We start from the raw sequence: 23847 nt of genomic DNA, 5'->3' as shown, positions 1-23847 counted from the left end.
CCACCCCCCCGCTCCTCCTTTGGCCCCACCACAAACACATCTGCCTTCGGCGGGGGCCGGGGGGGGGAGGTCCCGCCGTCGTCCGCTTCCCTTTGGTGCGTCAGGGGTCAGTTGCCAGCGGCCTAATGCCACAGCCCAAGAGCGAACTCCGCGATCACGGTGGAGAGCAGGAACGATGCGGTGATTGCCACCAGGCCCACCGGGATGATCTTCCAGCCGATGTTTTTCAGCAGTGGAATGTCCTTGCCCAGGGACAGGCCGGCGAGCGTCAGCATCACTGTGGCGATCGAGAGGAAGTCCACCGACTTGACGGCACCGTTCAGCGCCGCGGCGCCGAAGAACCAGGGGCTGGAGATGTAGGCGCCGATGGTGGTGATGAAGACAATGGCCGAGATCTTCTTGGTGAGCTTGGCCAGGGCAATGCTGACCAGGACGAGGGCCAGCATGATCGCATACCCGGCGACGATGGTCAGGCTGAATCCCTTGGCCGCGACCGAGGCTGTGCCGATGCCAAGGACGGTGAGGACCGAGAGGGACAGCCACAGCGGCAGGTGCATGGCTGCCGACGCTTCGGCAACGCGTTCGCGGAACCGACGGTTTTCCTCCGCCTGGGCTGCTTCCTTTGCGGAGTCCGCGCCGCCGGGCTCCGTGGCGGGGTTGCCGATCGTGCCGGAGGTGCCGTTCGTGCCGGCAGGGCGGCGCTGCGTGTCCGCATGCTGTGCCGGGGCGCCGGCCGTGACAGCAGCCTCTTCCCGGGTCTGCCTGCGGGTGAGGACCCGGTAGAAACGGTCCGCCAGCGGCAGGGCGAGGTAGATGCCGACGTAGACACCCAGGATGGTGGTAATCAGGTTGGAGATGGCCGCCATGCCCAGAATGGCCTCCTGGTCGCCGGGGTAGGCGGCGATGATGCTGGCGGACGACGCCGCCATCATCGACCCGGACCCCACGCCTGCACCCATGGCCAGCGCCAGGGGGTCGAAGATCTTCCAGTTGGACACGAGGGAGGTCAGCAGCGTGATGTACACGGCGCCGAACAGGGTGCCGAACACGTACATGGCCAAGACGCCGCGGTACTGGTCGGAGTCGGGGCCGTACTTTTCGGAGACCATGGCGAAGGAGGGTTCGCGGTCAAGGGAGAACGTGGCTCCGACCGTCGCCTTCCCCATCCGGAGCAGGACGGCCAGCGGGAGGGCCAGCGCAATGGTGCCCAGCAGGTGGCCCACCTCCTGCAGCAGCAGCGCCGGGCCTGCCTTGAGCAGGGTGGGAAGGCTGGGCCCGATGTTGAACGCCAGCCTGGCCACCAGGAGCAGCACGGCCACACCGACCAGGGCGGCGGCGACCCGCTGCAGGTCCAGCCCCAGCGGCTTGAACTTTTGGACCGAGACCAGCAGGCCGAGGATGAGGCCCCACACCATGGGGAAGATGACGATGGTGCCGATGCCGACGTCGATCTTGGCCTGGCCGATCAGCTGGACCGCCAGTGCAATGACAAACGCCAGTGCGGCGATGGGAAGCGTCAGCCGGGCACCGGCCCTGTCTGTCCGCGCGGGTGTGGTGATGCTCATGATGTGCCTTCCTGTGTGACCGTCTGACGGCGGTAGGCCGCTTTGATCAGGCGTGCCCGTTCGGTGGGGGTTGTGGCCGCGGCGGCGACTGTCCAGGCCAGCGCGGTGGCTGCCTCGAACATCACGGCGTATGCCGCCGGGGAGTCCGCGAGTGCTGCGAAGCTGTGGGAGTGGATCGGCACGTCCGCACCCGGAATGCTGAGCCAGGGGTGCAGGCTCGGGATGACCTGGGAGATGTTTCCCATATCCGTGGAGCCGCCGCTGATGCCGGCCGAGGGCGAGGTGTCCTTTCCAAACACCTCCATGGCCTCAGTCCAGTGGGCTGCCAGGGCGTCGTCCTGGACCAGGGGTTCGTAAAGCGGTTCCGTGTTCTCGATGGCCAGCGTCGTTCCGGTGGCAATGGCGGCCCCTTCAAAGCAGCGGCGGACGCGCTCGAGCAGCGCTTCGTATTCGTTCAGGGTGAACGCCCGGCATTCAAACTCCACCACCGCCCGTTCCGGAATGATATTGGTGACGTGGCCGGCCTCTGCGACGTACATCGCGATGCGGTGGTCGCCCGGGATCTGCTGGCGCAGCAGGCCGACAGCCACCTGGCTCAGCACCGCGGCGTCTGCGGCGTTCACGCCCTGGTGCGGGGCGGCCGCCGCGTGGGCTGCCTGGCCGGTGAACGTCGCCCGGTACCGGCCCACGGCCTGCGCGCTGGTGCCTGCCGGGTTGTAGGTGACCCCGTCCTGGACGGGATGGACCATGAGGGCGAGGCTGACGCCGTTAAACGCGCCGCGTCCGAGCAGCAGCGCCTTGCCGCCGCCATGTTCCTCGGCGGGCGTTCCGATGGCCTTCAGGGTGATGCCCAGCTCGTCGACGAAGGGCCGCAGGGCCAGGGCGGCGGCGACGGAAGCCCCCGCGATCAGGTTGTGCCCGCAGGCGTGTCCGATATCAGGCAGTGCGTCGTATTCCACGCAGAGGGCCACCGTTAGTTCTCCGGTGCCGGCGCTGGCGGTGAAGGCCGTGGGGAGTCCGCCGGTGCCGCGTTCCACGGCGAAGCCGCCCTCGGCCAGCAGGTCGGCTGCCGCCCCGGCCGAGAGCACCTCCTCGAAGGACACCTCCTTGTGGGCGTGGATCCGGTGTGCCATGTCCTGCACCCGCGGTTTCCACTTGCTGACGCCCTCGGCAAGCGCTGTGCGGAGGGCCGGCGTTTCTGTCAGTTCCATATGCACGCTGTCCTAGTAGGAGAGGGATGGGAAGGGGGCGCCCGCTGCACGGGTCGGCACCCAGATGGCCTTGGTCTGCGTGTACTCGTCCAGGACGCCGGGACCGGAGGAGCGCCCGTGGCCGGAATCGCCGAAGCCGCCGAACGGAACCGCAACGTGGATGGTCTTGTAGGAGTTGATCCAGAACGTGCCGGCCTTCACCTGGCGTGCCACGTGGTGCGCGCGGGAAACGTCCGAGGTCCACACTGCGCCCGCCAGGCCGAAGTTGGTGTTGTTGGCCCGGGCAATCGCCTCGGCCTCCGTGTCGAAGGCGTCGGCCCCGACAACGGGCCCGAAGACCTCCGTGGTTTCGAGGCGGTTCTGCGGCGTCACGCCGTCGAGCACGGTGGGCATCACCCAGTGGCCGCCGGCCAGCGCCGACCCGGCAAGAGCGTCCGGAAGCGTGCCGCCCGTGACCCGACGTCCGCCGTCGTTCATTCCTGCCTTGATGAGCGAGGTGACGGTAGCGAACTGCTGCGCTGTGATGATGGGGCCCACCTCGGTGTCCGCGCTCAGCGGGTCGCCGACGCGCAGGCGCGCGGCCTTTTGTGCCACCAGCTCCACGAACGGGGCGTGTACGCTGCGCTCCACGAGGAGCCGCGACCCGGCCACGCAGGACTGCCCGGCACCGGAGAAGATAGCCGCGATGGCGCCGTCGGTGGCCCGTTCCAGGTCCGCGTCCGCGAACACTATGTTGGCGCTCTTGCCGCCGAGTTCCAGCAGCGCGGGAATGCCGGCCTGCGCAGCCGCGACCGCCACCCGGCGTCCGGTGGGGACGGAACCGATGAAGCTGACCTTGCCGACGCGCCGGTCGCCGGTGAGGGCAGCACCCACCGTCTGGCCCAGCCCCGCAGCCACGTTGAAAACGCCGTCCGGCAGACCGGCTTCGTGTGCCAGCTGGGCGAGGCGGATGGTGGAAGCCGGCGTGAACTCGCTCGGCTTGATGATCACGGCGTTGCCTGCGGCCAATGGAGCCGCGGAATTCCAGCCGGCGGTGAACAGCGGCGCGTTCCACGGCGTGATGGCGACGACGACGCCCCAGGGGACGCGTTCGGTGTAAGTGTGCCAGGGGCCGGGAACGGGGATGGTCTGGCCGGTCAGCTTGTCCGCCCAGCCCGCGTAGTAGCCGAACATCTCGGCGACCTTGGCGGCTTCCACCCTGGCATCGCGGATGGGCTTTCCGGTGGTGGCTGACTCGAGGATGGCCAGTTCCTCCGCGTGTGCTTCAACGGTGCGGCTGACATTGCGCAGGATGGCTGCCCTCTCGAACCCGTTCAGTTCGCCCCAGGTTTTCGCCCGGGCGACCGAGCTTTCCAGGATCGCGTTGGCCCCCTCGGTTCCGGGGTCGGCGTAGGTGGCGAACGGTTCGCCCGTGGCCGCGGCGGTGAGAGTGATGCCCTCGCCGCTGCCGGGGACAGTCCTGCCGTCAAGGAATGCGCCGAGCCCGGCGGGGAACACGGCGTCCAGGACGGCCCGGGCGGTGGCCGCTGATGAGGAGGTGGGTGCTGTGGTGGTGCTCAATGTGGTGATCCTCTTTGTTGGGGGATGTTTAGCGGCCGTCAGGCGACGGCGGTGGTGTCGTTTGTGGTGCCGGGGGCGCCGGCGGGGGTGATGGCGGGGGCGACAGTCCGCGCGATCTCGGTGAAATCCGCGCGCGGTCCGAGGACGGCCAGGGCCTGCTGCCATTGGCCGGCGACGGCGGCCAGCAGCGCCGGGTTTTCACCGATCTGCGCGGCGACGTCGACGGCGAGTGCGGCGTCGCGTGCCATGAGTCCCAGCGAAAAACCGGAATCGTGTGTGCCGGAGAGCACCCAGTTGGGATACATGTTCGCGGAGACTTTGCTGCCTCCGGAGGCTTCGCTGATGCTTGCTGCCGCCTTGGCCGGATCGATGCCGTAGGCCTTGGCGACACCCAGCGCCTCGCCCACCGAGACCAGGTTGGCCGCGGCCAGGACGTTGTTGAGGAGCTTGACGACGTTGCCGCTGCCGGGTCCGCCGATGTGGTTGTACTTGCCGCCGGTGAGTGCCAGCAGGACAGGTTCGGCGGCGGCCAGGGCCGCATCGGTTGCGCCGACGAAGGCGCTCAATGTTCCGGTTGATGCGCCGTCGCGGCCGCCGGAGACGGGGGCATCGACGAATGCTGCGCCCTGCGCTTCGCCGAGTTGGGCCATCTGCTTGCTCGTTGCCGGTTCGGAGGTGGTGGTGTCGATGATTGCGACGGTTCCCGGTGACGCCAGCAGTTGCGGCACCGTGGACTCGACGACGCTGGCCGCGGGCAGCGAGAGCACCGCGTAGGGGGTGCCGGCGAGATCTTCGACGCTGGCGGTGGTGGCGATGCCGGCGTGGGACGCGGCGGTCCGTGCTGCCTCAGAGGGGTCGAAGCCGGTGACCTCCCAGCCGGCATTGTGGAGCGTGGCTGCCATCGCCCCGCCCATGGAGCCGAGGCCGATGACGGCGATGCGGCGTTCGGTGCTGGTGTTCATGAATGTTCTCCTAGACGAAGGTATGGAGGTGCAGTGGGGGAGCTGCAGGTCAGTCGAGGTAGATGTCGAGGTCTTTCCACAGCTGCTGGGTGCGGCGGATGGCTGCACGGCTGCGCTCGGGATGCGCGGCCTCCATCCCCGCGAGCAGGCCGTAGACGAGCGAGTTTGCGGCGGTGACGGACTGGAAGAAGGAGATGCCCTCCGAGGCCCCCACCAGGAGATGGTCGGCGACGGCTGCCAGGCGGCCACCGCGCATATCGCTGATGGCGATGACCTTGGCGCCCGCCTGTTTCGCGGCTTCGGCGGTGACGATGATCTGCCGCATCGAACGCCACATGTTGATGACCACCAGGACATCCCCCGGCCCCAGGGCGTTGGCGCTGGAGGCGAGGTGGACCGCGCCGCGGTTCTCGAGAGTGATGGGGTATCCCATGGTGGAGCCCAGATGGGCCATCACGCTGGCGGGGCCGGCGAAGGAACCCAGCCCCAGGACGATGATGGACTTGGCCGCCGCCATGGTGGCGATGGCCGCCTCGGCGTCGTCGGCCGTGTTGGAGTCCAGGGTCAGGCGCAGGTTCTCGATGTCGTGGCTGAGCGCGTCATGCAGGGGACTGCGGTGTTCCCCGTGCTCGGTCAGGGTGTCCTCGCTGGAGATCGTCACCAGGTAGCGGGACCGCAGTTCCCGCTGAAGGTCCGGCCAGCCCCGGTACCCCAGGTGCTGGGCCGCGCGGACCACAGTCGAATTGTTGACGTCGGCCCGCTGGGCGATCTCCGCAATATCTGCATAGGAGGAAAGCTGCGGGTTGCGCGCAATAACATCCACCACCCGGCTCTGGGCCTTGGACAGCGGAACGTCCGGAAGCGCATCGCCGAGCCATGCGAGGGAGGGAGTGGCCGCGCCGGTTCCTGTGCTGGCTTCCAGTCCCGCGGTGTTGGCGTTCAAGTCAGGCCTCTTTCTTTGGACAGGATGTGCAGTGTGCGGGATCTATCACCCGGATCGGACTGCAAGGCTGATTGCATTAAATGTACTCTGCAATTTCGTTTGCGAAAAGAGTTTCTTGCGCTGTGACCGGTGGATCCGCTCCGAGCGTCCATTGCAGCGGGGGCCGGTCCGCGCCACCATGGGGGTATGAGCACCGAGATTCCGGGCACAGGGGAGCTGAACCTGCCCCAGGCGTTCCTTCTTCTGGCCACGAATGACAAGGACGGCGAGCCGGAGGTGCCGCAGAGCGTGCTCAGGGCTGCGCTGTCCGGCGCAATCCTGGCCGAGCTGGACCTGCTGGGCGCAATCCAGCTGCAAGGGAAATACGTCAGGGCTACCGGAGCCCCTCCGCAGTCTGACTTCCTCCACCAGTGGGAGCTGATCCACGACAAGTCGCGGCCGCACGGTCCGCGGCGGTGGGTTGTCATGCTGGAAAGCCGCGCCGAACTGCGCCGTGTCTATGAGGGGATGGCTGCTCTCGGCGTCGTGACCCATGTGGGAGAAAAGCATCTTGGCGTCTTCACCACCACGCGCTACCCGGAGAAGGACCATGCTCCGAAGGCGGCACTCCTGGCGAGGATCGAAAGCATACTCAACGGATCGCCGTCGGATCCCAGAACTGCCGCGCTGATCGGCCTGCTGCACGCGGCGGGGCTGATGGACAAGCTTTTCCCGGGGGCGGGGCCCGCCCGGATCCGGGAATTGGCCGGAGACCATTGGCCCTCCCGTGCGGTGCGGGATGAGCTTCGCATGATCCGGCTCGCGGAGGCGGAAGCTGCCACGTAGTGGGCCACTCTCTTGCAGGAAACGCAGGCTGCTGATTTACTGCGAGCACGGTTCCCTAAGCAAACGGGTCCGGGTGCCTAGCGCGCTGCCATCGGGGGACCACCTGTCGGAGGGGTTATGGCTGGGGAACATCGCGACGATTTAGTGATGCAGTCGCTGCTGCTGGACGAGATCGGCCAGTCGGTCATCGGCATGGATGGCGACTGGCGCATCACGTACTGGAACCGCGCGTCGGAGCGGCTGTACGGGCTGGCCGCGGATAAAGCGCTGGGGCTGAAGATCACGGACCTGGGCCTCATCGGCGGTGCCGTAGGGCGGGGCGGAGGCGCCACCGACAGGGAAATCGCGAACAGGGTGGCCCGCGGCGGTGACTGGGCCGGTGAACTGTGGACCCGCCACAGCACGGGCCGCGAATTTCCGGTCCACGCGACAGTCAGCCGGATCAGGGGGCGGCACACCGTACCCGTGGCCGTCGTGGCTATTTCGAAAGACATCACGGACCGCAAGCACACCGAGGCCATCCTGCGCAGGCTCTCCGCCATGGTCGAATCCTCCGGCGATGCCATCATCGGCGCTGACCTCACCGGGAAGATCACCAGCTGGAATGCGGGGGCGGCGAGAATGCTCGGCTGGAGCTCCTGGGAGGCTGTGGGACGCAGCCACGGGCTGGTGACCGCCGACGACGGCGCCTACTTCGGCACGGAGGTCACCACCCGTTCGGGGGACGGGGCGTTCGTCACCGGTGTGGAGGCGCGGTGGCGCTGCAAGGACGGGTCGGTGATCGACGTCGAACTGACCGTATCCCCCGTCTACGACCAGGACGGCATCCGCGTGGGGGCATCCGCCATCGCCAGGGACATCACGGAGATCCAGCGCCTGAAAGCCGCGGCCGATGCCGAACGTGAGCGGCTGCTGGCTGCCCAGGAGATGGCCCACGTAGGAAGCGTCGAACACACGGTGGCCACCGGGGAGACGTGGCATTCGGAGGAATTCGACCGGATCCTCGGAATGCCCGCGGACGGGCCAAAGGACAGGGAAGCCATCCTGGCGCGGACGCACCCCGAGGACCGGAACCGTGTCCGCGAAGTGTGGAAGAGCCTGGACCACGGACTTGGCTTCGCCGACTTCGAGTACCGGATCATCCGGCCCACCGGCGAACAGCGGTGGCTGCACTCGCGGATCAGGAGCATGAAGAGCGTCGACGGCAAACCGATCCGGTTCCTGGACACGGTCCTGGACATCACGGACCGGAAGAACGCTGAACAGATCCTGGAGTGGCAGGCGCGCCACGATGCCCTGACCGGCCTGCCGAACCGGTACATGGTCACCGAGGTACTGCAGGGTTTCCTGAACCGGGCCGCCCGGCCCGTGGTGATGTTCGTCGACGTCGACCGGTTCAAACTGATCAACGACGGCATCGGCCACAGCGCCGGCGACACCATTCTGGTGCTGCTGGGTGAACGGCTGAAGGCCGCCGTCCGCTCTGGCGACACGGTGGGCCGGTTCGGCGGCGACGAATTCGTGGTGATCTGCGAGAACCTGCAGATGGGCGGGGCCCAGGCCCTGGCCGAAAGGATCCGGGATGCGACCCGGCAGCCGTTCGACGTCGACGGCCGGCAGATCTACCTCAACGTCAGCGTGGGGATCGCGCTGGCGGACGGGGAAGATACCGCAGAATCGATGCTGCAGGGGGCCGACGCCGCCATGTACCGGGCCAAATCCGCCGGCGGGGATTCGTCCGCGATTTACGACGTGCGCATGACCGGACGTGCCACCGGGCGCCTGGACCTCGAGTCCGATCTCCGGCTGGCCTTGGAACGCGATGAGCTGTCGCTGAACTACCAGCCAATCATCGACGTTTCCACCGAAGGCTCCGTCGGCTTCGAGGCGCTGCTGCGCTGGCACCATCACGAGCACGGCCCGATCATGCCCGATGCCTTCATCCCCATTGCCGAGGAGACGGGCCTGATCCTGCCGATCGGTGCCTGGGTGCTCCGCGAAGCGCTGCGCCAGGTGCAGCAGTGGCGCACGCAGGTTCCGGGGGCGGAGAACTTCACGGCGGCAGTGAACATTTCCGGCCGCCAGCTCGTGGCCGACGACTTTCCCGACATCGTGGAGGCGGCCATCCGCGACACCGGCATCGACCCGGCCGCCGTCCACCTGGAAATCACCGAAACCGTCCTCATGGACCAGCCGGACCTGCCCAAGGAAACCCTGCAGCGGCTGGCCCGCCTGGGCGTGGGCCTGTCCATCGACGACTTCGGCACCGGATACTCCTCGCTGAGCTACCTCAAGTGGCTCTCGGCCCGCACACTCAAAATCGACCGCACCTTCGTCGAGGAGCTGGGCACCGACCCGCACGGGGCCACCATCATCGAACTGGTCCTCGGCATGGCAGAGAGCCTGCGGCTGGATGTAGTGGCCGAAGGCGTGGAGACGGCCGTCCAGCTGAGCGAACTCCGCCGGCTGGGTGTGCGCCTCGCGCAGGGGTACCTGTGGAGCAAGCCGCTGCCCGCCGAGCGAATCCCGGCCTGGCTGCAGTCCCACCCGGCCAGGCTCCCCGCCGCGATTTCCGCCGCCCAGGCTGCCGCCGTGGGGATGTCCGCGGAGGAGCCGTTGCCACGCGTCGGCTGACGCTAGGTTTCTGCTCCGAGTTTTTGTCCGGATGTTGGCCGCTTAACGCCCGGAAGTCGCGACAAATGGACAAAAACTCCAATGGCGGGGCGCGGTTACAGGTGCGCGGCGAGGTGCTCACCTACTGCGAAGGCCCGGGTGATGGCCGAGCCCAGGGTTGCACCGCCGCCGGGGTAATTATTGCGGAAAACCCCGGCTGAGACGTTGCCCGCCGCGTAAAGTCCGGGGATCGGCTGCCGGTGCCTGTCCAGGACGCGGCCGTCGAAATCGGTATCCAGACCGCCCGAGGTTCCCAGCACGCCGGCGGAAATCCGGACCGCGTAAAACGGAGCCGAGCGGAGCGGCGCTAAGCACGGGTTGGGGGTGTTGGCGGCATCGCCGAGGAAGCGGTCCTGGGGCGTGGCGCCGCGGTGGAACTCCGTGTCCACTCCCTCCGAAGCGTCCTCGTTGAACCTTGCCACCGTGGCAGCCAGCCCGACGGGATCGATGCCCACCTTCCCGGCCAGTTCCTCCAGCGAGGCCGCCGCCGTCATCCAGTCAGCCGGAACGCCCGCGGCGGCACCTGCCACCGGGTACTTCGACAGGTATGCCGCATCGAACACGAGCCAGGCCGGGTTGTTCTGCTTGCGGCCGGTCAGCGGGTCAATGGAGGCGAAGACGCGGCAGGCGTCGTGGTAGTTCAGCGCCTCATTCACGAAGCGCTTCCCTGCCGCGTTCACGGTGATCGAGCCGGGAAGGGTCATTTCCACGTTTCCCATTCGGCCAGACCGCACGCCGTCGTACTCGTGCGCGGCCTCGGAGATCACTGGCACTCCCCAAATGGCGGTCATGTCCGCCACCGCGGCGCCGGCCTTCAGCCCCAGCTCCAGGCCGTCGCCCTCGTTGGACGGTGCGCTGATGGGGGTCACCGGAAACGGCAGGAACGCCTGGCGGAGCCGGGGGTTCCACTCGAAACCGCCGGAAGCGAGCACGACGGCGGCGGCAGACACGGCCCTTCCGGCTGCGGCGCCGCCGAGGGTCACCGCCCACTTGTCCCCATCGCGGGCCAGGTCCCCGACCGGCGCGGAGACCGCAATCTCCACGCCGCGGTCCAGTGCGCTCGCCAGGAGCGACCCCACCAGGGCGCCGCCCATAGTCCGCACGCCCGTGGCGGCACGCCGGGCCAGGAGCTCCGGATCCGCCGCCCGGCCGTTGAGCCGGTCGCGCTCCGTCATGGTCAGCAGCGGAAAATACGACGACGGCCGGATCGCCTCCGCGAGGCCCGGGTACCCCGACGGGTCGAAGGCATCGTTGTCCAGTCCGCGTCCGCCGTCGGCCGCACCCTGCCATTCCATGTGGTAGTCCGGGCGGGCGATCGGCGTCAGCGAAAGCCGGGTTTCGGCGTCGAGATATGCGACGGCGCGCGGAGCCGTGCTGACGTACCACTCCACCTCCGCGCGGGTTAGCACGTGCCCGGCGGCCGCCGTGAGGTAGGCGACGCCGTCCTCGTGGCTGTCCCGGTAACCGGCCTGCCGGGCGAGGTGGTTGTTTGGTGCCCACATCACGCCGCCGCCGGCGGCCGTGGTGCCGCCGAGCAGCGGGGCCTTCTCGGCCACCAGCACCCTCAGCCCGGCGTTAGCCGCCCGGATCGCGGCGACCAGGCCGGCCGCGCCGCTGCCCGCGACCACCACGTCGTAGGCGCCCGAGATGTTCCCGGCGGGGGTGAGCAGCGGGCCTTCCGCTGCGCTGCTCACGCCGCCGCTCACGCCCGCACTCCCGTGAGCGCGTCAGTTCCCGCCTCGTGGGCGGCGTGCGAGGCAAGCATGTCCACCACGATTTTGCCCACCGGTTCGGTGCGGCTGCGCATCAGTTCGAAGGCCTGCTGCAGGTCCCCGAAGCCAAAACGGTGCGTCATCAGGGCCCGGGCCTGGTTCCGGTGGTTGGCCAGCAGTTCCAGCCCGGCCGGGATGAGGTTCAGGCTATTCCGGCTGCCCAGCAGGTCGATCTCCTTGAAGGGGACGGCATTCATGGGGACGGACGCGGTCCGCGCCGAGATCCCCACCTGCACGATCCGTCCGGCGCTCGCCACCAGGCGGATGGCGGTCTCCAGGGAGGACGGAACACCCGTAGCCTCAATGACCAGCTCCGGCCCGGACGTGTCCGTCAGCAAATCCAGACGTACGCCCTGGTCAGCGCCCGGGAAGTCCAAACGGGGATCCACCAGCAGGGTGTCCACGGCCCCGAACACGGAAGCCAGCGCCAGCCGGTCCGGCTGGGTGTCGGCGCAGACGACGTTCACGCCCAGATCCGTCAGGTACAACGTGGCGAGCAGCCCGATCGGGCCGCTGCCCAGCACCAGGGCCGTTTCCCCCGCGGCCGGCCGGCCCCGGTTCACCGCCTGGATGGCGATGGACGCGGGCTCGGCCATGGCGGCGAGATCCAGGTCGAGGCCGTCCGGCACGGGGCACAGTTTCTCCACCGGCACTCTGACAAGTTCCACGAGTGCGCCGTCCGAGTAACAGCCGATGCAGCCGATGTTCTCGCAGACGTTGAACCTGCCCAGCCGGCAGGGGCGGCACTGCCCGCAGTAGAGCATCGGACTGACGGCAACGCGGTCACCGGCGAGGATGCCTGCGTCGTTGGTTCCCACGGACTCCACGACGCCGGCGAATTCATGGCCCTGGATGACGGGCAGCCCGGCCGGATAGTCGTCCTCCCAGATGTGCAGGTCGGTGCCGCAGAGGGTGACGTTGTGGACGCGGACCAGGGCGTAGCCGGGCTCGAGGGCCGGCGCCGGAACGTCCTCGTACCGAATGGTCTCTTTGGCGACGGTGCGCGCGATCAGCATGGCGTGCCCCTAATTCCGCGCGGCGCCGGCGGCTGCGTCGGCACCAAAGAAAATGTTCCACTGCCGGATGCTGCGGTGCTCCACAAGGCCGTTGAGGTAGAACGGGTCCCGGTCCATCAGCGCCTCGGCGTCGGCCTTCGAGTCAGCCTCGATGATCAGCAGCGCGCCCGGATCCTCCTCCGGCCCGAAAGGACCGCTCTTCACCAGCGTGCCGGCGTCGAACTGCTCCTGCAGGAATTCGACGTGACGGGGGCGGTGTTCGTCCCGGCCGGCGGACGAGTTGGCGGCGTAGGCGTAGGTGACGGCGAAAGTTCCCATGGGGTGTGTCCTCATCGTTGAGCGGGTGGATGTTCACTCCATCGTGGCCACCGGGATTGTGCCGCGTCCAACACTTATTTGGTCAATGAGTATGTGCGGAAAACACATAATGTACGACGGCGGGAGGCCGGGTTGGGTGCCTCGGCCGGCCTGGGTGCCAGGCAGTGGAGACCGGCTCAGCCGGACGGCGTCGGGAGGACTTCCTCGGCGACGGCCAGGGCGAGTGCCAAGGCGGGGGACATGCCGGCCGGGTTCCAAGCGAGGCCTGATTCCAGCAGCGGCGCGGTGCCGGTCAGCGGGATGAACACGGTTCCGCCCGGCATGATGCTCGCGACGGAGGAGGGCATGAGGCTCACCCCGACGCCGCCGGCGACGAGCGAGAGCGCGGTGTACGGATCCGTGACTTCCTGTGCCACCCTCGGCCTGAACCCGGCGGCCGCGCAGGCGGCGAAGATGGCCTCGCGGAGAGTGGATCCCTGCGCCGCGCGCATGGTGACAAAACCGTCGTCGGACAGTTCGGCGAGCCCGATCGCCGGCCTTTCGGCCAAAGGGTGGTCCACCGGCACGGTGGCGCCCAGCTGTTCGAGGGCGATGGTGCGGGTGGCCAGTGCGCCTGCATCGAGCGGCAGCCCCACGAACGCGAGGTCCAGCGAACCGTTGCGGAGCTGCTGCAGGGCGTCCTGGGTCAGCAGGCCTCCGGTGAGGGTCAGGTCCAGGGACGGGTAGCGGTGCCGGAGCGCCCGGGTCAGCGGGGGAAGGGTCCGGTGGTTCAGCGCCCCCGAAAAGCCGATGCTGAGCCGGCCGTAGAACGTGCCCGGTTCGGTGACGGCGGAGCGGCGGGCGAGGTCAAGCTCGTCGATGATCCGGCGGGCGTGGGGGAGAAAGGCGACACCCGCCGTCGTCAGGGCGACCGAGCGGGTGCTGCGCTCAAACAGATCCGAGCCGAGTTCCTTCTCGAGCTTCCTGATGGTCTGGCTCAACGGCGACTGGGCCATGCGGAGGCGCTGGGCTGCCCGGCCGAAGTGAAGTTCCTCGGCCACGGCGAGGAAAGCCTCGATCTGCCGAAGCTCCATCCAGTTCCCCCTCTGCTCCCTAAGCGGCAGATGGTGCCCTCAGCAATTTGAGGGCACCATCTGTTCGTACTTTCGCACGGAGTTTTTGTCCAGCTAATGGCCGCTAAAGGGCCTCCAAGTGGCGTTACGTGGACGAAAACTCCAGTCCCGGGCGGCTAGCGGACGGGGTTGCCCAGCTGCCGCAGCGGGGTCTTGTGGGTTTCGCGGGCCCAGTATGCGCCGGCCACCGCCAGCAGGGACGACGCCGCGACGATCCAGGCGGCAGGGCCCCAGTTGGCCTTGTCAGCGCCGACCAGCGCGGTGCCCAGCAGGGGAGTGAAGCCTGCGCAGAGGATGCCGACCTGCAGGCCGATGGCCATGCCCGAGTAGCGGACCTTCACGTTGAACAGCTCAGAGAACCACGCCGGGTAGATGGCGTTGGACATCGAGTAGGTGCCCGCGGTGATAAGGGTGCTGGTGAGGAAGATCATCGGGATGTTGCCGGTGGAGATGACGGAGAAGTAGACGAAGATCATCAGCCCGGATCCCAGCACGCCGGTGATGAACACCGGGCGCCGGCCGAAACGGTCGGAGAGCCGGGCCATCAGCGGCTGGCTGAACACGGCGATGATGTTGCCCAGGATGCTTACCCACAGCATGGTGGAGGCCGGGACGCCGACGGAGACGGCGTAGGCGAGGCCGAAGGACTGCATGAACGTGTTGGTGACGGTTTCGAAGGACATCAGCGCCACCTGGAAGAACTGCGCCGGGTGCGTCTTGAACATCTTGGCGAAGGGGAGCTTCACGAGTTCCCCATGGTCGTGCTTTTCCTCGAAGACCTCGGGCTCCTCGAGGGAGCGCCGGACCAGGTACGCGACCACCAGCACCACGAGGGACAGCCAGAACGGGATGCGCCAGCCCCAGGCGAGGCGGTCCGCCTCGCTCATGGCGGCCACAGGGAGGAAGGCCAGGGAGGCAAGAACGATGCCCGCGGAGATGCCGCTCATGGCGAAGCTGGCGAAGAAGCCGCGGCGGCCTTCCGGTGCCTCCTCGGTGGACAGGGCGGAGGCGCCAGCGGTTTCCGCGCCGGCGGAGAGGCCCTGCATGAGGCGCAGGAGCACCAGCAGGGCGGGCGCCCAGTAGCCGGCGGCGTTGAAGTCCGGGAGCACGCCGATTAGGAACGTGGCCGATCCCATGAGCACCAGGGTCAGGACGAGGGTGTTCTTGCGGCCGATCTTGTCCCCAAGGTGGCCGAAGACGACGGCGCCGAAGGGGCGGGCCACGTAGGCCACTCCGAAGGTGGCAAACGAGGCGATGAGGGCGACCGTGGCATCGCCTGCCGGGAAGAAGATCTTGGAGAAGACCAGCGACGCCGCGGTGGCGTAGATGAAGAAGTCGTAGTACTCCAGCGCGCCGCCAAGGAAGGCGGCGAGGGCGGCCTTCTTGGCGCGCTTGAGCTGGTACTGCTTCGCCTCAGCGGTCTGGGTAGGGGCGAGATCGGTCATTGCAGGGGTCCTTCCGCACTGAAAGACGGGGTCCGAATTGGTAATTGTGCGTATCGCGAACAGGCGTGCGATATGCGACTAGAAAAAAGTCTAGCGCACAGTGAAGTGACTCACAATCCGCATTTGGTGGGCCCGCTCCCGGCGGGGCGGCGGCCCGTATTCTTGATAGGTCAGGAACAGCGCGCAGCTTGAGGTGCAGGAGCCCATGGACGAACAGCCGGCCTACTTTGTGAAATCGGTCGAAAAGGCGTTCGACGTGCTCCGCGCCTTCACTCCGGGCACTCCCCGGCTGACCGTGTCCCAGGTGGCCGCGGCTGCGGACACGACCCGGGCTTCCGCCCGGCGGTTCCTGCTCACCCTGGCCGACCTCGGCTACCTGCGGGCGGACGGGGCGCACTTCGAGCTGACAGCGCGCTCGCTGGACATCGGCCGGTCCTTCCTGGCCAACCTCGAGCTTCCGGCCATCGCCGACCGGCATCTGAAGGCCCTCGCCGCGGAGCTGAACGAAACCACCTCCCTCTGCATCCTCGACGGCGCCGACGTCGTGTACGTCGCCTGCGTGCCCTCGCCCCGGCTCCTCAGCGTCACCATTACCGTGGGCACCAGGTTCCCGGCCTGGGCCACCTCCATGGGGCGCGTGCTGCTTGGGGCCCTGACCGAGACGGATCTGCAGGCCTACTTCGAGACCGTCCGGCTGCAGAAGCTGACAGAGCACTCCGTTGCAAGCCTGGACCAGCTGCGGGCGGAAATCGACCGGGCCAGGTCCAGGGGCTGGGCCATGGTGTCGCAGGAACTGGAAGAGGGGCTGCGCGGCGTGGCCGTACCGGTGTGCCGCGGCCACGACGTGGTGGCGGCCGTCAACGTCTCCCTGCAGACCCACCGTTCCCCTGCCGAGGACATTGAAAAGTCCGTGGTGCCGCGCCTGCAGGAGGCCGCCCGGCAGATCGGCCTGGACTACGGCGGGGACGCGTCCGGGCTGCGGCGGGCCTGATGGCCAACTCGCCCTCCGGCGAATCCGTCATCCAGCGTGTGGTGAAGATCCTGGATGCCTTTTCGAAAGGCAGGCCGCGGATGTCGCTGAGTGAACTGGTCCGCGCCACGGGCATGTCCAGCAGCACCGCGCACCGGTTGGCCAACGACCTGGTGGACAGCGGGCTGCTGAACCGCAGCGAAGCGGGCGACTACGGCGTCGGCATGAAGATGTGGGAACTGGCGTCCCGCAGCAATCCACTGGAGGAATTCCGACGCCGGGGCCTTCCGTTCCTGGAGGGCGTCCACGCCGCCGTCCGGGAACAGGTGTCGCTCTCCATTCCCGACGTCGGTTCCGGCACCGTGCTGTACCTGGAGCAGCTGGACCGGCATGGCACCGCCACCAATCTTGCCGCGGTGGCCGGCCGGCTCCTGATCCACAACACTTCGTCCGGCATGGCCATGATGGCGCACATGCCGCGCGACGTGCAGGAGCGGTTCCTGGCCGGGCCGCTGGAGAAAACCACGACGGCCACGGAGACGGACCCCGCGCGCCTGCGCGCCCAGCTCGCCCTGATCCGGGAACGCGGCTACGTCCGGATGGCGGGCGTCCTGGTGGAAGAAAACACCGCCTACGCCGTCCCCGTCTTTGGTGAGGGCAACAGCGTGATCGGGGCCATCGCCGTCGTAATTCCGACGGCGGACGAGGACCCTAAGGTGGTTCTTCCCGTTTTGGTGGCCGCGGGGCGTGGCCTCTCCCGGACCATGGGCGCGGAGCGCCGGCCTTACGGCACGCGGCCCTGGCTGCAGGGCGCCTGACGCCGGCCTTACGGCACGCGGCCCTGGCTGCAGGGCGCCTGACGCCGGCCTTCCGGGCCCTTTTCCACCCGGCTCCCGGGACAGCAACGTCCCGTTGAATGGGAAATTTCACCGCGGCGCTTTTCCCTGCTCCTAGTGTTTTCCTCCAGAGCGGCAGCCACCGGACACGGTGCACGCCCACCACTTTTGGCCCCACCAACTTCGGTGCCGGCCACCCTGGAAACTCAATGAGGAGAACCTATGGGACACGTCCAGCCCCCAACCCCCGCTGCGGAGACCGCCGTCCTGGAACGCACGGACAGCCACCCGGCGAAGACCCCGCGGAAAGCCGCGCTGGCTTCCTTCCTGGGATCCACGCTGGAGTACTACGACTTCTTCATCTACGGCACGGCAGCAGCACTCGTGTTTCCGAAGATCTTCTTCCCCGGCGGAGACCCGGTGGTTGCCCTGCTCGGGGCGATGGCCACGTTCGGCGTCGGCTACCTGGCTCGGCCGCTGGGCGGCGTCATCATGAGCCACTTCGGCGACAAGATCGGCCGCAAGCAGGCGCTGATGATCACGCTGGTGATCATGGGTGTAGCTTCCCTCGGCATCGGCTTCCTGCCCACCTATGACCAGATCGGCTACTGGGCCACGGCACTCCTGCTGGCGGGCCGGCTGGCGCAGGGATTCTCGGCCGGCGCCGAGGCCGCGGGCGCCTCAACCCTGACCATGGAACACTCCCCGGAGGGACGGCGCGGCTTCTTCACCAGCTTCGTCATGACCGGCTACGCGTCCGGCATGGTCCTCTCCACGGTGGTGTTCATCCCGCTCGCCGCCCTCCCGGAGGAGCAGCTGCTGGGCTGGGGCTGGCGCGTCCCGTTCTGGCTGTCTGCCGTGGTGCTCCTGGTCGCCTACTGGATCCGCACCCGGCTTGAGGAGCCGCCCGTGTTCGAAGAGACCGTGGAGGCGAAGAAGCCCAAGGGCATTCCGGCGGCCGAGGTGCTGAAAACCCAGTGGCGCGACGTCCTGCGCGTGGCCCTGGTGATGCTGTTCTCCGTCATGCAGACCACCTTCACCGTGTACGCGCTGGCCTACGCCACCGGCAAGGGCATCGGCCTGGACCGGACCCTGATGCTCACGGTCAACGCACTCACCATCGGCCTGTCCATGTTCACCATCCCGCTGGCCGGCATCATCTCGGACCGCATCGGCCGCAAGAAGGTGCTCCTGGTGGGTTCCCTCGGTTGCGCCGTCACCTCATTCGGCTACTTCTGGGCCATTAGCGAGCACAACATCGCCCTGATCTTCGTCTTCGGGTTCCTGAACATGTCCGTCTTCTACTCCTGCTGGAACGGCGTCTGGACGGTCTTCTTCCCCGAGATGTTCCCGGCACCGGTCCGCTACTCCGGGATGGCCATCGGCAGCCAGGTGGGCCTCATCCTCACCGGCTTCGCCCCCGCCATCGCCACCGTCCTGGCCCAGCCGGGCCCCGGCGGCTGGATCCCGGTGGCGCTCTTCACCGTGGCCTGCCTGGCAGTCTCCGCCATCGCCATCGCCACCGCCCACGAAACCCACAAGACTCCTCTCGAGGACCTTGGCCTGCCGCGCCAGCGCCGGATGTCCGCCTGACCCGCCCCCACCCGTCCCCGTCCCCGCCCGTCCTGCCCCGCGAAGAATGAAAGTTGGAACCATGACTCCGTCAGCAACCGCCCCCCGAACCTACCGAGCCGGAATCGTGGGCTGCGGCGCCATCTCCCGCAACCACCTCGAGGCCTTCGGCGCCCTGGACAACGTCCAGGTGGTGGGGGTGTGCGACATCGACCTGGAGCGGTCACGTGCCACCGCGCGGGCTTGGAATGTGCCGAATGCGGTGGACACCGTGGAGGAGATCCTGGCGCTGGGCGTGGACATCGTCTCGGTCTGCACGCCCCACCCCACCCATGAGGAGGTGGTGCTCAAGGCCGCGGCAGCCGGGGTGCACGTGCTGTGCGAAAAACCGATCGCCACCCGGATCGACTCGGCTGAGCGGATGGTGGCGGCATGCGAGGAGGCCGGCGTTCAGTTCGGGGCACTGTTCCAGCGCCGTTTCTGGCCGGCCGCACAGCGGATCCGCTCCGCCATCGACGACGGAACGCTGGGCCGCCCGCTCATTGCCCAGTGTTCGGTGATGCTGCACCGCGCGCCGGAATACTACAACCGGGACGCGTGGCGCGGCACCTGGCAGAACGACGGCGGTGGCGTGCTCATGACGCAGGCTATCCACCAGATCGACCTGCTGCAGTGGTACCTGGGCGACGTGGCAGAGGTCTACGGGAAGGTCAACACCTACCGCCACGGCGGCTACATCGACGTGGAGGACTCTGCCACGGCCGTCATCACCTTCACCTCCGGTGCCATGGCAACTCTGGAAGCTTCGACGGCGGTGTCCCCCAACCTGGGCATCCAGCTCCGGATCACCGGCGAAACGGGGGCTTCAGCTTCGCTGACCGAGTTCCCCGAAGGCAGCGACGGCCGGCTGGACCTGTGGGCCGTGGGGGAGAAGATCACCGTGGAGCCCGTCCACCCCGAGGGCGTGGAGCCCAACATTGACCTGTCCACCATCAACGGCCAGCTGATTCCGCACCACACCAGCCAGGTCCGCGATTTCGTGCAGGCCCTGGACGCCGGCACCGAGCCCGCCATCACCGGCAAGGACGCCCTCAAATCGCTGCGGATCCTGCTCGCGGTCTACGAATCCGCCCGCACCGGGCGCCCCGTCCGTTTCGCTGACAGCGAGGTTCCCGCCGGCGTCGAAGTTCCGGCGGACGTCGAAGCCCGCGTTCGAGCGGAAGCGGCGGGCTGACCCATGACCGAGCACAGCACCCGTTACGCTTCCCGCCCGCTAACCCTGGGCCGGAACGGCCGAACCCCGCGGACCCTCCGCAACCGGCTCGCCTCCGCACCGATGGAACGCAACTACGGCACGGTGGACGGGCACATCACCGAGCAGTACATCGACTATCTCGTCACCCGGGCCAGAGCCGGCCTGGGGCTGGTCACCACCGAAGCCACCTACGTGCGGGCCGACGGCAAGGGCCGCACACACCAGCTGGGCCTGCACACCGACGCCATGATTCCCGGGCTGCGCAGGCTCACCGACGCGCTGCACGCGGAAGGTGCGCTGGCCGCCGTCGAACTTAACCACGGCGGCCGGACCGCCCAAACTGCGGTGTCCGGGCACAAGAACGTGGCGCCCTCGCCGGTGCCGTGTGCGGTGGCCGGCGGGGAGGTTCCGCGGGAACTGACCGCCGCGGAATGCCATGACCTGGTGGAGTCCTACGCCGCGGCGGCCCGCCGGGCCGTGGCAGCCGGCTTTGACGTAATCAACATCCATGGCGCCCACGGCTACCTGATTCACCAGTTCATGTCCCCCACCTCCAACCACCGGACGGACGAGTTCGCCGCGCCGGAGCACTTCCTGAACCTGGTCATCGACGCCGTCCGCGATGCTGCGCCCGATGCCATTGTGGGGGTCCGGGTGTCTGTCATCGAGGGGCCGGCGGAGGGCATCAGCGCCGCAGACCAGGTGGCGATCATGGCCAAGGCGCATCTGGACCAGCTTGACTTCCTCGACCTGTCCGCCGGCAGCTATGACGCCGGCGAATGGATCGTGCAGCCCGGGGAGTGGAAGCCGGGCCTGCTCCGCGACCATGCCGCGGCGTACCGGCAGTTCGGGCTCCCGCTCGGCATGGCCGGCAGGCTGAACTCGCCGGCCGTCATCGAGGAGGTCCTCGGCGCCGGCGTCTGCGACTTCGTCAGCCTGGCCCGCGCCATCCACGCGGACCCCGCCTTTGTGGGCGGCGTGCTCCGGGGCGAGGCGTACCGCCCGTGCATCGCGTGCAACGTCTGCATCGACACCCTCGGGCAGGGGCAGGTCACGTGCACCGTCAACCCCGCCGTGGGGCGCTCGCGGGTACCCGTTCCGACGCCGGCCGTGCGGCCGGGTGCCCGGGTGGCCGTGGTGGGCGCCGGGCCCGCGGGCCTCACCGCCGCCCGGGAACTAGCCCTGGCAGGTGCGCAGGTCACCGTGCTCGACGACGGCGCCCGGCTTGGCGGGCAGTTTGCCCTTGCGGAACAGATGAAGTCCACCCCGGACTTCCACCGGTTCACGGACTGGTCCGCGGCCGAGAACGAACGGTTGGGTGTTGACGTCCGGCTGGGCAATCACGTGGATCCCGGCGGCGTAGATGCGCTGGTCCGGGAAACGGGTGCCGATGCCGTCGTGCTGGCCACCGGCGGGACACGCCAGCCGGCAGGTTTCCCGGGCTCCGACCTGCCCGGAGTGACGGACGTCCGGGACTGGCTCGCCGCCCATCCGGAGGTGCTACACGCCGACGGGCCGGCCGGCGGCGACGTTCCCTATGCCGTGACCATCTGGGGCGCCGACTCCGTGGCCATGAGCGTCGCCGATACCCTCGCGGACCGCGGCACTGCCGTGCTGCTGGTGGGACCGCAGGAGGTCCTCGCGCCGGAATCCGGCCGGCGGGCAAAGATCCTTGCCGTACCGCGGCTCGAACAGAATCCGCAGGTCCGGATCCGGCTCGGTGCCACCATCGAGGAATACGACGGCACCCGGATCCGGGTCGCCAGCACGGCGCGGGACGGGTCCGCCTCCGAGTGGCTGGACGCGCCGGGGAGCCTGCTGGTGTCCCCTTCGGTGCTGCCGCTCGACGGCTCCGTCCCGGCGGAGGGCCGCGAAGCAGACATGGCCCAGGCGGCCGGCGTGCCGGTTGCGTTCGCCGGGACCGTGGTGGACCGGGCCCCCGCGATCGCCTCCAACGCGGTGAAGAGCGGGTACGACGCCGCGCAGCACATCGCCACGGCACTTGCCGCCAGCCCCGCTGCGCCCGGGTCCGAACCCGCAGGCCGCCCCTACGAACCCGTCGAACTCAGCATTAACGGAGCAGTATCATGAGCGCACCGCGCCGTCTGCTGGGCCTGGCCCAGCTGTCCCTCCTCAACACCGCCCCGCCGCGGTTGGTGGCCGTGGCCGCGGAAGCCGGCTTCGACTTCATCGGCGCCCGTGTCCGCGCTGTCACTCCCACCGAGCGCCCGTACGACCTTCAGCCCGGGTCCCCGATGCTGAAGGAAACGCTGGGCCGGATGGCCGACACCGGGGTCACGGTCCGCGACATCGAGTTCCTGCTGCTGGATGGCACCGACCAGCGCGATGCCTGGCTGGCCATGATGGAGGCGGGGCAGGCCCTCGGCGCGGCATCGCTGACCGTGGCCGCGTCCGATCCGGACGTCGCACGCCTTGCCGACACCCTGGCCCACATGACCGAGGACGGCCGCAGCTACGGCATCGTCCCCACCCTCGAGCCCATCTCCTACCAGGCGGTGAACTCCATTCCCGCCGCTGTCGCCCTGGCCCGCGCCTCAGGCTGCAGCATCGTGGTGGACGCGCTCCATCTGAACCGCTTCGGGGCGGTCCCGGGGTCCGCGCAGTGGCAGGACCTTGAGGCGAACCTCGGCCTGGTGCCGCTGCTGCAGCTCTGTGACGGCCCGACCGCACGTCCGGCCGACCGTGCGGCGCTGGTGACGGAGTCCCGCTCGGAACGCGGTGTTCCGGGCGAAGGAGACTTTGACTTGGCCGCCCTCGTCAATGCTTTCCCCGCCGATGCTCCGGTGAGCGTCGAGGTGCCGTCGGACAGCACCCTGGCCCGGCTGGGGGAGCCGGCCTGGGCACGGAAACTTAAGGCCGCCGCCGGCGCCGTGCTGCAGGCGGCGGACAACCTTCAGAAAGCAGGAAGCAAATGAGCCGGGAAGTTCAGCAAAGCCATGAAGTCCAGGAAAGCCCGGCAGTACGGGACAGCATGACGGCGGAACTGGCGCCCGGCGTCGGGATTCCCCTCATTGGCCTGGGCACCTGGCCAATGACCGGTGAGGCGGCCGCCGACGCCGTGGCCCGTGCCATCGCCAACGGATACCGGCACATCGATACGGCCGAAAACTACAACAATGAGGAAGCCGTGGGCGAGGGAATCCGCCGCAGCGGCATCGCCCGCGGGGACCTGTTCGTCACCACCAAGTTCAACAGGCAGTGGCACGGCAGAGCTGGTGTGCGAGAGGCCTTCGGCGCGGCAACCCGGCGGCTTGGCACCGAGTACCTGGACCTCTTCCTGATCCACTGGCCGAATCCTGCCCAGGGCCGGTTTGTCGAGGCAGCGGAGGGGCTCACCCGGCTGGCCGGGGAGGGGCTGATCAGGTGCTGGGGTGTTTCCAACTTCAAACCGGCCCATCTGCGGGAGCTGCGGGCGGCAGGACTGGAAATACCGGTCAACCAGGTGCAGATCGATCCCGAACACCAGCAGCCGGACCAACTGGCCTTCCACCGCGAGCACGGCATCGTCACCGCCGCGTACAGCCCTCTGGGCCGCAACGGCGGCTTCCTCTCGGCCCCTGCCGTCACCGGTCCGGCCGGGGAACACTGCAAGACACCGGCGCAGGTGGTGCTCCGCTGGCAGGTCCAGTCCGGCCGGGTTGCCATCCCCAAGTCCGCCGACGACCGGCGGCAGCGCGAAAACCTCGACGTCTTCGGCTTTGCACTCACGGAGGCGGAAATGGCCGGCATCGATGCCCTGGACACAGGCGCGCCGACGCGGCTCGACTCGGACGAATTCGGACACTGAAAGA

Annotated in this window: 19 protein-coding genes; 9 read left to right on the top strand and 10 right to left on the bottom strand. The window is 68.3% G+C overall.

Annotated features, from left to right (window positions below):
• Positions 1 to 122: 122 nt before the first annotated feature.
• Genes AC5RWD_RS13095 through AC5RWD_RS13075 form a run of 5 tightly spaced genes read right to left on the bottom strand, consistent with a single transcriptional unit; the run spans position 123 to position 6241 of the window.
• On the bottom strand, positions 123 to 1565 hold the full coding sequence (locus tag AC5RWD_RS13095; RefSeq protein ID WP_494020414.1) for a DUF3100 domain-containing protein: 1443 nt from the start codon (positions 1563 to 1565) through the stop codon (positions 123 to 125).
• Positions 1562 to 2776, bottom strand: coding sequence for an amidohydrolase (locus AC5RWD_RS13090; protein WP_494020413.1), 1215 nt, complete (start codon positions 2774 to 2776; stop codon positions 1562 to 1564). Before AC5RWD_RS13090 ends, AC5RWD_RS13095 begins: the two co-directional genes overlap by 4 nt.
• A gap of 12 nt (positions 2777 to 2788) precedes the next feature.
• A complete protein-coding gene (locus AC5RWD_RS13085) occupies positions 2789 to 4336 on the bottom strand; it encodes an aldehyde dehydrogenase family protein (protein WP_494020412.1) in 1548 nt (515 codons plus the stop codon).
• Positions 4337 to 4374: 38 nt separating this feature from the next.
• On the bottom strand, positions 4375 to 5298 hold the full coding sequence (locus tag AC5RWD_RS13080) for an NAD(P)-dependent oxidoreductase (protein WP_494020411.1): 924 nt from the start codon (positions 5296 to 5298) through the stop codon (positions 4375 to 4377).
• A gap of 49 nt (positions 5299 to 5347) precedes the next feature.
• Complete coding sequence (locus AC5RWD_RS13075; RefSeq protein ID WP_494020410.1) at positions 5348 to 6241, bottom strand: MurR/RpiR family transcriptional regulator; 894 nt, start codon at positions 6239 to 6241, stop codon at positions 5348 to 5350.
• A gap of 186 nt (positions 6242 to 6427) precedes the next feature.
• Between AC5RWD_RS13075 and AC5RWD_RS13070 the strand changes: the two genes are divergently transcribed.
• Entirely contained in the window at positions 6428 to 7066 is a 639-nt protein-coding gene (locus AC5RWD_RS13070) for a GOLPH3/VPS74 family protein (RefSeq protein WP_494020409.1), read from the top strand.
• A 147-nt stretch (positions 7067 to 7213) separates the two neighbouring features.
• The gene (locus tag AC5RWD_RS13065) at positions 7214 to 9700 is read left to right on the top strand and encodes a sensor domain-containing protein (protein ID WP_494020408.1); all 2487 of its coding nucleotides are present in this window, start codon (positions 7214 to 7216) and stop codon (positions 9698 to 9700) included.
• A gap of 95 nt (positions 9701 to 9795) precedes the next feature.
• On the opposite strand, the gene AC5RWD_RS13060 is transcribed toward AC5RWD_RS13065, so the two are convergent.
• From AC5RWD_RS13060 to AC5RWD_RS13040, 5 genes are all read right to left on the bottom strand, one after another.
• A complete protein-coding gene (locus AC5RWD_RS13060; RefSeq protein ID WP_494020407.1) occupies positions 9796 to 11445 on the bottom strand; it encodes an FAD-dependent oxidoreductase in 1650 nt (549 codons plus the stop codon).
• Positions 11442 to 12527, bottom strand: coding sequence for a zinc-dependent alcohol dehydrogenase (locus AC5RWD_RS13055; RefSeq protein WP_494020406.1), 1086 nt, complete (start codon positions 12525 to 12527; stop codon positions 11442 to 11444). Before AC5RWD_RS13055 ends, AC5RWD_RS13060 begins: the two co-directional genes overlap by 4 nt.
• A 9-nt stretch (positions 12528 to 12536) precedes the next feature.
• Positions 12537 to 12845, bottom strand: a complete 309-nt coding sequence (locus tag AC5RWD_RS13050) for a YciI family protein (RefSeq protein WP_494020405.1) — start codon at positions 12843 to 12845, stop codon at positions 12537 to 12539.
• Positions 12846 to 13021: 176 nt separating this feature from the next.
• On the bottom strand, positions 13022 to 13918 hold the full coding sequence (locus AC5RWD_RS13045) for a LysR family transcriptional regulator (RefSeq protein WP_494020404.1): 897 nt from the start codon (positions 13916 to 13918) through the stop codon (positions 13022 to 13024).
• 155 nt (positions 13919 to 14073) lie between these two features.
• Complete coding sequence (locus tag AC5RWD_RS13040; RefSeq protein WP_494020403.1) at positions 14074 to 15402, bottom strand: MFS transporter; 1329 nt, start codon at positions 15400 to 15402, stop codon at positions 14074 to 14076.
• 205 nt (positions 15403 to 15607) lie between these two features.
• Here AC5RWD_RS13040 and AC5RWD_RS13035 point away from each other — a divergent pair, with 205 nt between their 5' ends.
• From AC5RWD_RS13035 to AC5RWD_RS13005, 7 genes are all read left to right on the top strand, one after another.
• Entirely contained in the window at positions 15608 to 16393 is a 786-nt protein-coding gene (locus AC5RWD_RS13035; RefSeq protein ID WP_494020402.1) for an IclR family transcriptional regulator domain-containing protein, read from the top strand.
• Positions 16393 to 17190: an IclR family transcriptional regulator gene (locus AC5RWD_RS13030; protein ID WP_494020401.1), complete on the top strand. Its 798-nt coding sequence runs from the start codon at positions 16393 to 16395 to the stop codon at positions 17188 to 17190. The genes AC5RWD_RS13035 and AC5RWD_RS13030 overlap by 1 nt, the downstream gene beginning before the upstream one ends.
• A gap of 240 nt (positions 17191 to 17430) precedes the next feature.
• Complete coding sequence (locus tag AC5RWD_RS13025; RefSeq protein WP_494020400.1) at positions 17431 to 18801, top strand: MFS transporter; 1371 nt, start codon at positions 17431 to 17433, stop codon at positions 18799 to 18801.
• A gap of 61 nt (positions 18802 to 18862) precedes the next feature.
• Positions 18863 to 20014 (top strand): Gfo/Idh/MocA family protein, encoded by a 1152-nt coding sequence (locus tag AC5RWD_RS13020; RefSeq protein ID WP_494020399.1) that lies wholly within the window; start codon positions 18863 to 18865, stop codon positions 20012 to 20014.
• A gap of 3 nt (positions 20015 to 20017) precedes the next feature.
• Positions 20018 to 22126 (top strand): oxidoreductase, encoded by a 2109-nt coding sequence (locus AC5RWD_RS13015; RefSeq protein WP_494020398.1) that lies wholly within the window; start codon positions 20018 to 20020, stop codon positions 22124 to 22126.
• On the top strand, positions 22123 to 22971 hold the full coding sequence (locus tag AC5RWD_RS13010; RefSeq protein WP_494020397.1) for a sugar phosphate isomerase/epimerase family protein: 849 nt from the start codon (positions 22123 to 22125) through the stop codon (positions 22969 to 22971). The genes AC5RWD_RS13015 and AC5RWD_RS13010 overlap by 4 nt, the downstream gene beginning before the upstream one ends.
• Positions 22968 to 23843 (top strand): aldo/keto reductase, encoded by an 876-nt coding sequence (locus AC5RWD_RS13005; protein WP_494020396.1) that lies wholly within the window; start codon positions 22968 to 22970, stop codon positions 23841 to 23843. Before AC5RWD_RS13010 ends, AC5RWD_RS13005 begins: the two co-directional genes overlap by 4 nt.
• The last annotated feature ends 4 nt before the right edge of the window (positions 23844 to 23847 follow it).

The organism is Arthrobacter sp. CMU6 (genome assembly GCF_059090205.1).
Note: the sequence above shows the minus strand (reverse complement) of the source record. Positions and strands in the feature narration are given on the sequence as shown.

Coding starts and splice junctions, on each gene's coding strand:
- AC5RWD_RS13095 (WP_494020414.1), bottom strand. CDS start 1,565: ATGAGCATCACCACACCCGCGCGGACAGACAGGGCCGGTGCCCGGCTG.
- AC5RWD_RS13090 (WP_494020413.1), bottom strand. CDS start 2,776: ATGGAACTGACAGAAACGCCGGCCCTCCGCACAGCGCTTGCCGAGGGC.
- AC5RWD_RS13080 (WP_494020411.1), bottom strand. CDS start 5,298: ATGAACACCAGCACCGAACGCCGCATCGCCGTCATCGGCCTCGGCTCC.
- AC5RWD_RS13070 (WP_494020409.1), top strand. CDS start 6,428: ATGAGCACCGAGATTCCGGGCACAGGGGAGCTGAACCTGCCCCAGGCG.
- AC5RWD_RS13065 (WP_494020408.1), top strand. CDS start 7,214: ATGCAGTCGCTGCTGCTGGACGAGATCGGCCAGTCGGTCATCGGCATG.
- AC5RWD_RS13055 (WP_494020406.1), bottom strand. CDS start 12,527: ATGCTGATCGCGCGCACCGTCGCCAAAGAGACCATTCGGTACGAGGAC.
- AC5RWD_RS13050 (WP_494020405.1), bottom strand. CDS start 12,845: ATGGGAACTTTCGCCGTCACCTACGCCTACGCCGCCAACTCGTCCGCC.
- AC5RWD_RS13045 (WP_494020404.1), bottom strand. CDS start 13,918: ATGGAGCTTCGGCAGATCGAGGCTTTCCTCGCCGTGGCCGAGGAACTT.
- AC5RWD_RS13040 (WP_494020403.1), bottom strand. CDS start 15,402: ATGACCGATCTCGCCCCTACCCAGACCGCTGAGGCGAAGCAGTACCAG.
- AC5RWD_RS13035 (WP_494020402.1), top strand. CDS start 15,608: ATGGACGAACAGCCGGCCTACTTTGTGAAATCGGTCGAAAAGGCGTTC.
- AC5RWD_RS13030 (WP_494020401.1), top strand. CDS start 16,393: ATGGCCAACTCGCCCTCCGGCGAATCCGTCATCCAGCGTGTGGTGAAG.
- AC5RWD_RS13025 (WP_494020400.1), top strand. CDS start 17,431: ATGGGACACGTCCAGCCCCCAACCCCCGCTGCGGAGACCGCCGTCCTG.
- AC5RWD_RS13020 (WP_494020399.1), top strand. CDS start 18,863: ATGACTCCGTCAGCAACCGCCCCCCGAACCTACCGAGCCGGAATCGTG.
- AC5RWD_RS13015 (WP_494020398.1), top strand. CDS start 20,018: ATGACCGAGCACAGCACCCGTTACGCTTCCCGCCCGCTAACCCTGGGC.
- AC5RWD_RS13010 (WP_494020397.1), top strand. CDS start 22,123: ATGAGCGCACCGCGCCGTCTGCTGGGCCTGGCCCAGCTGTCCCTCCTC.
- AC5RWD_RS13005 (WP_494020396.1), top strand. CDS start 22,968: ATGAGCCGGGAAGTTCAGCAAAGCCATGAAGTCCAGGAAAGCCCGGCA.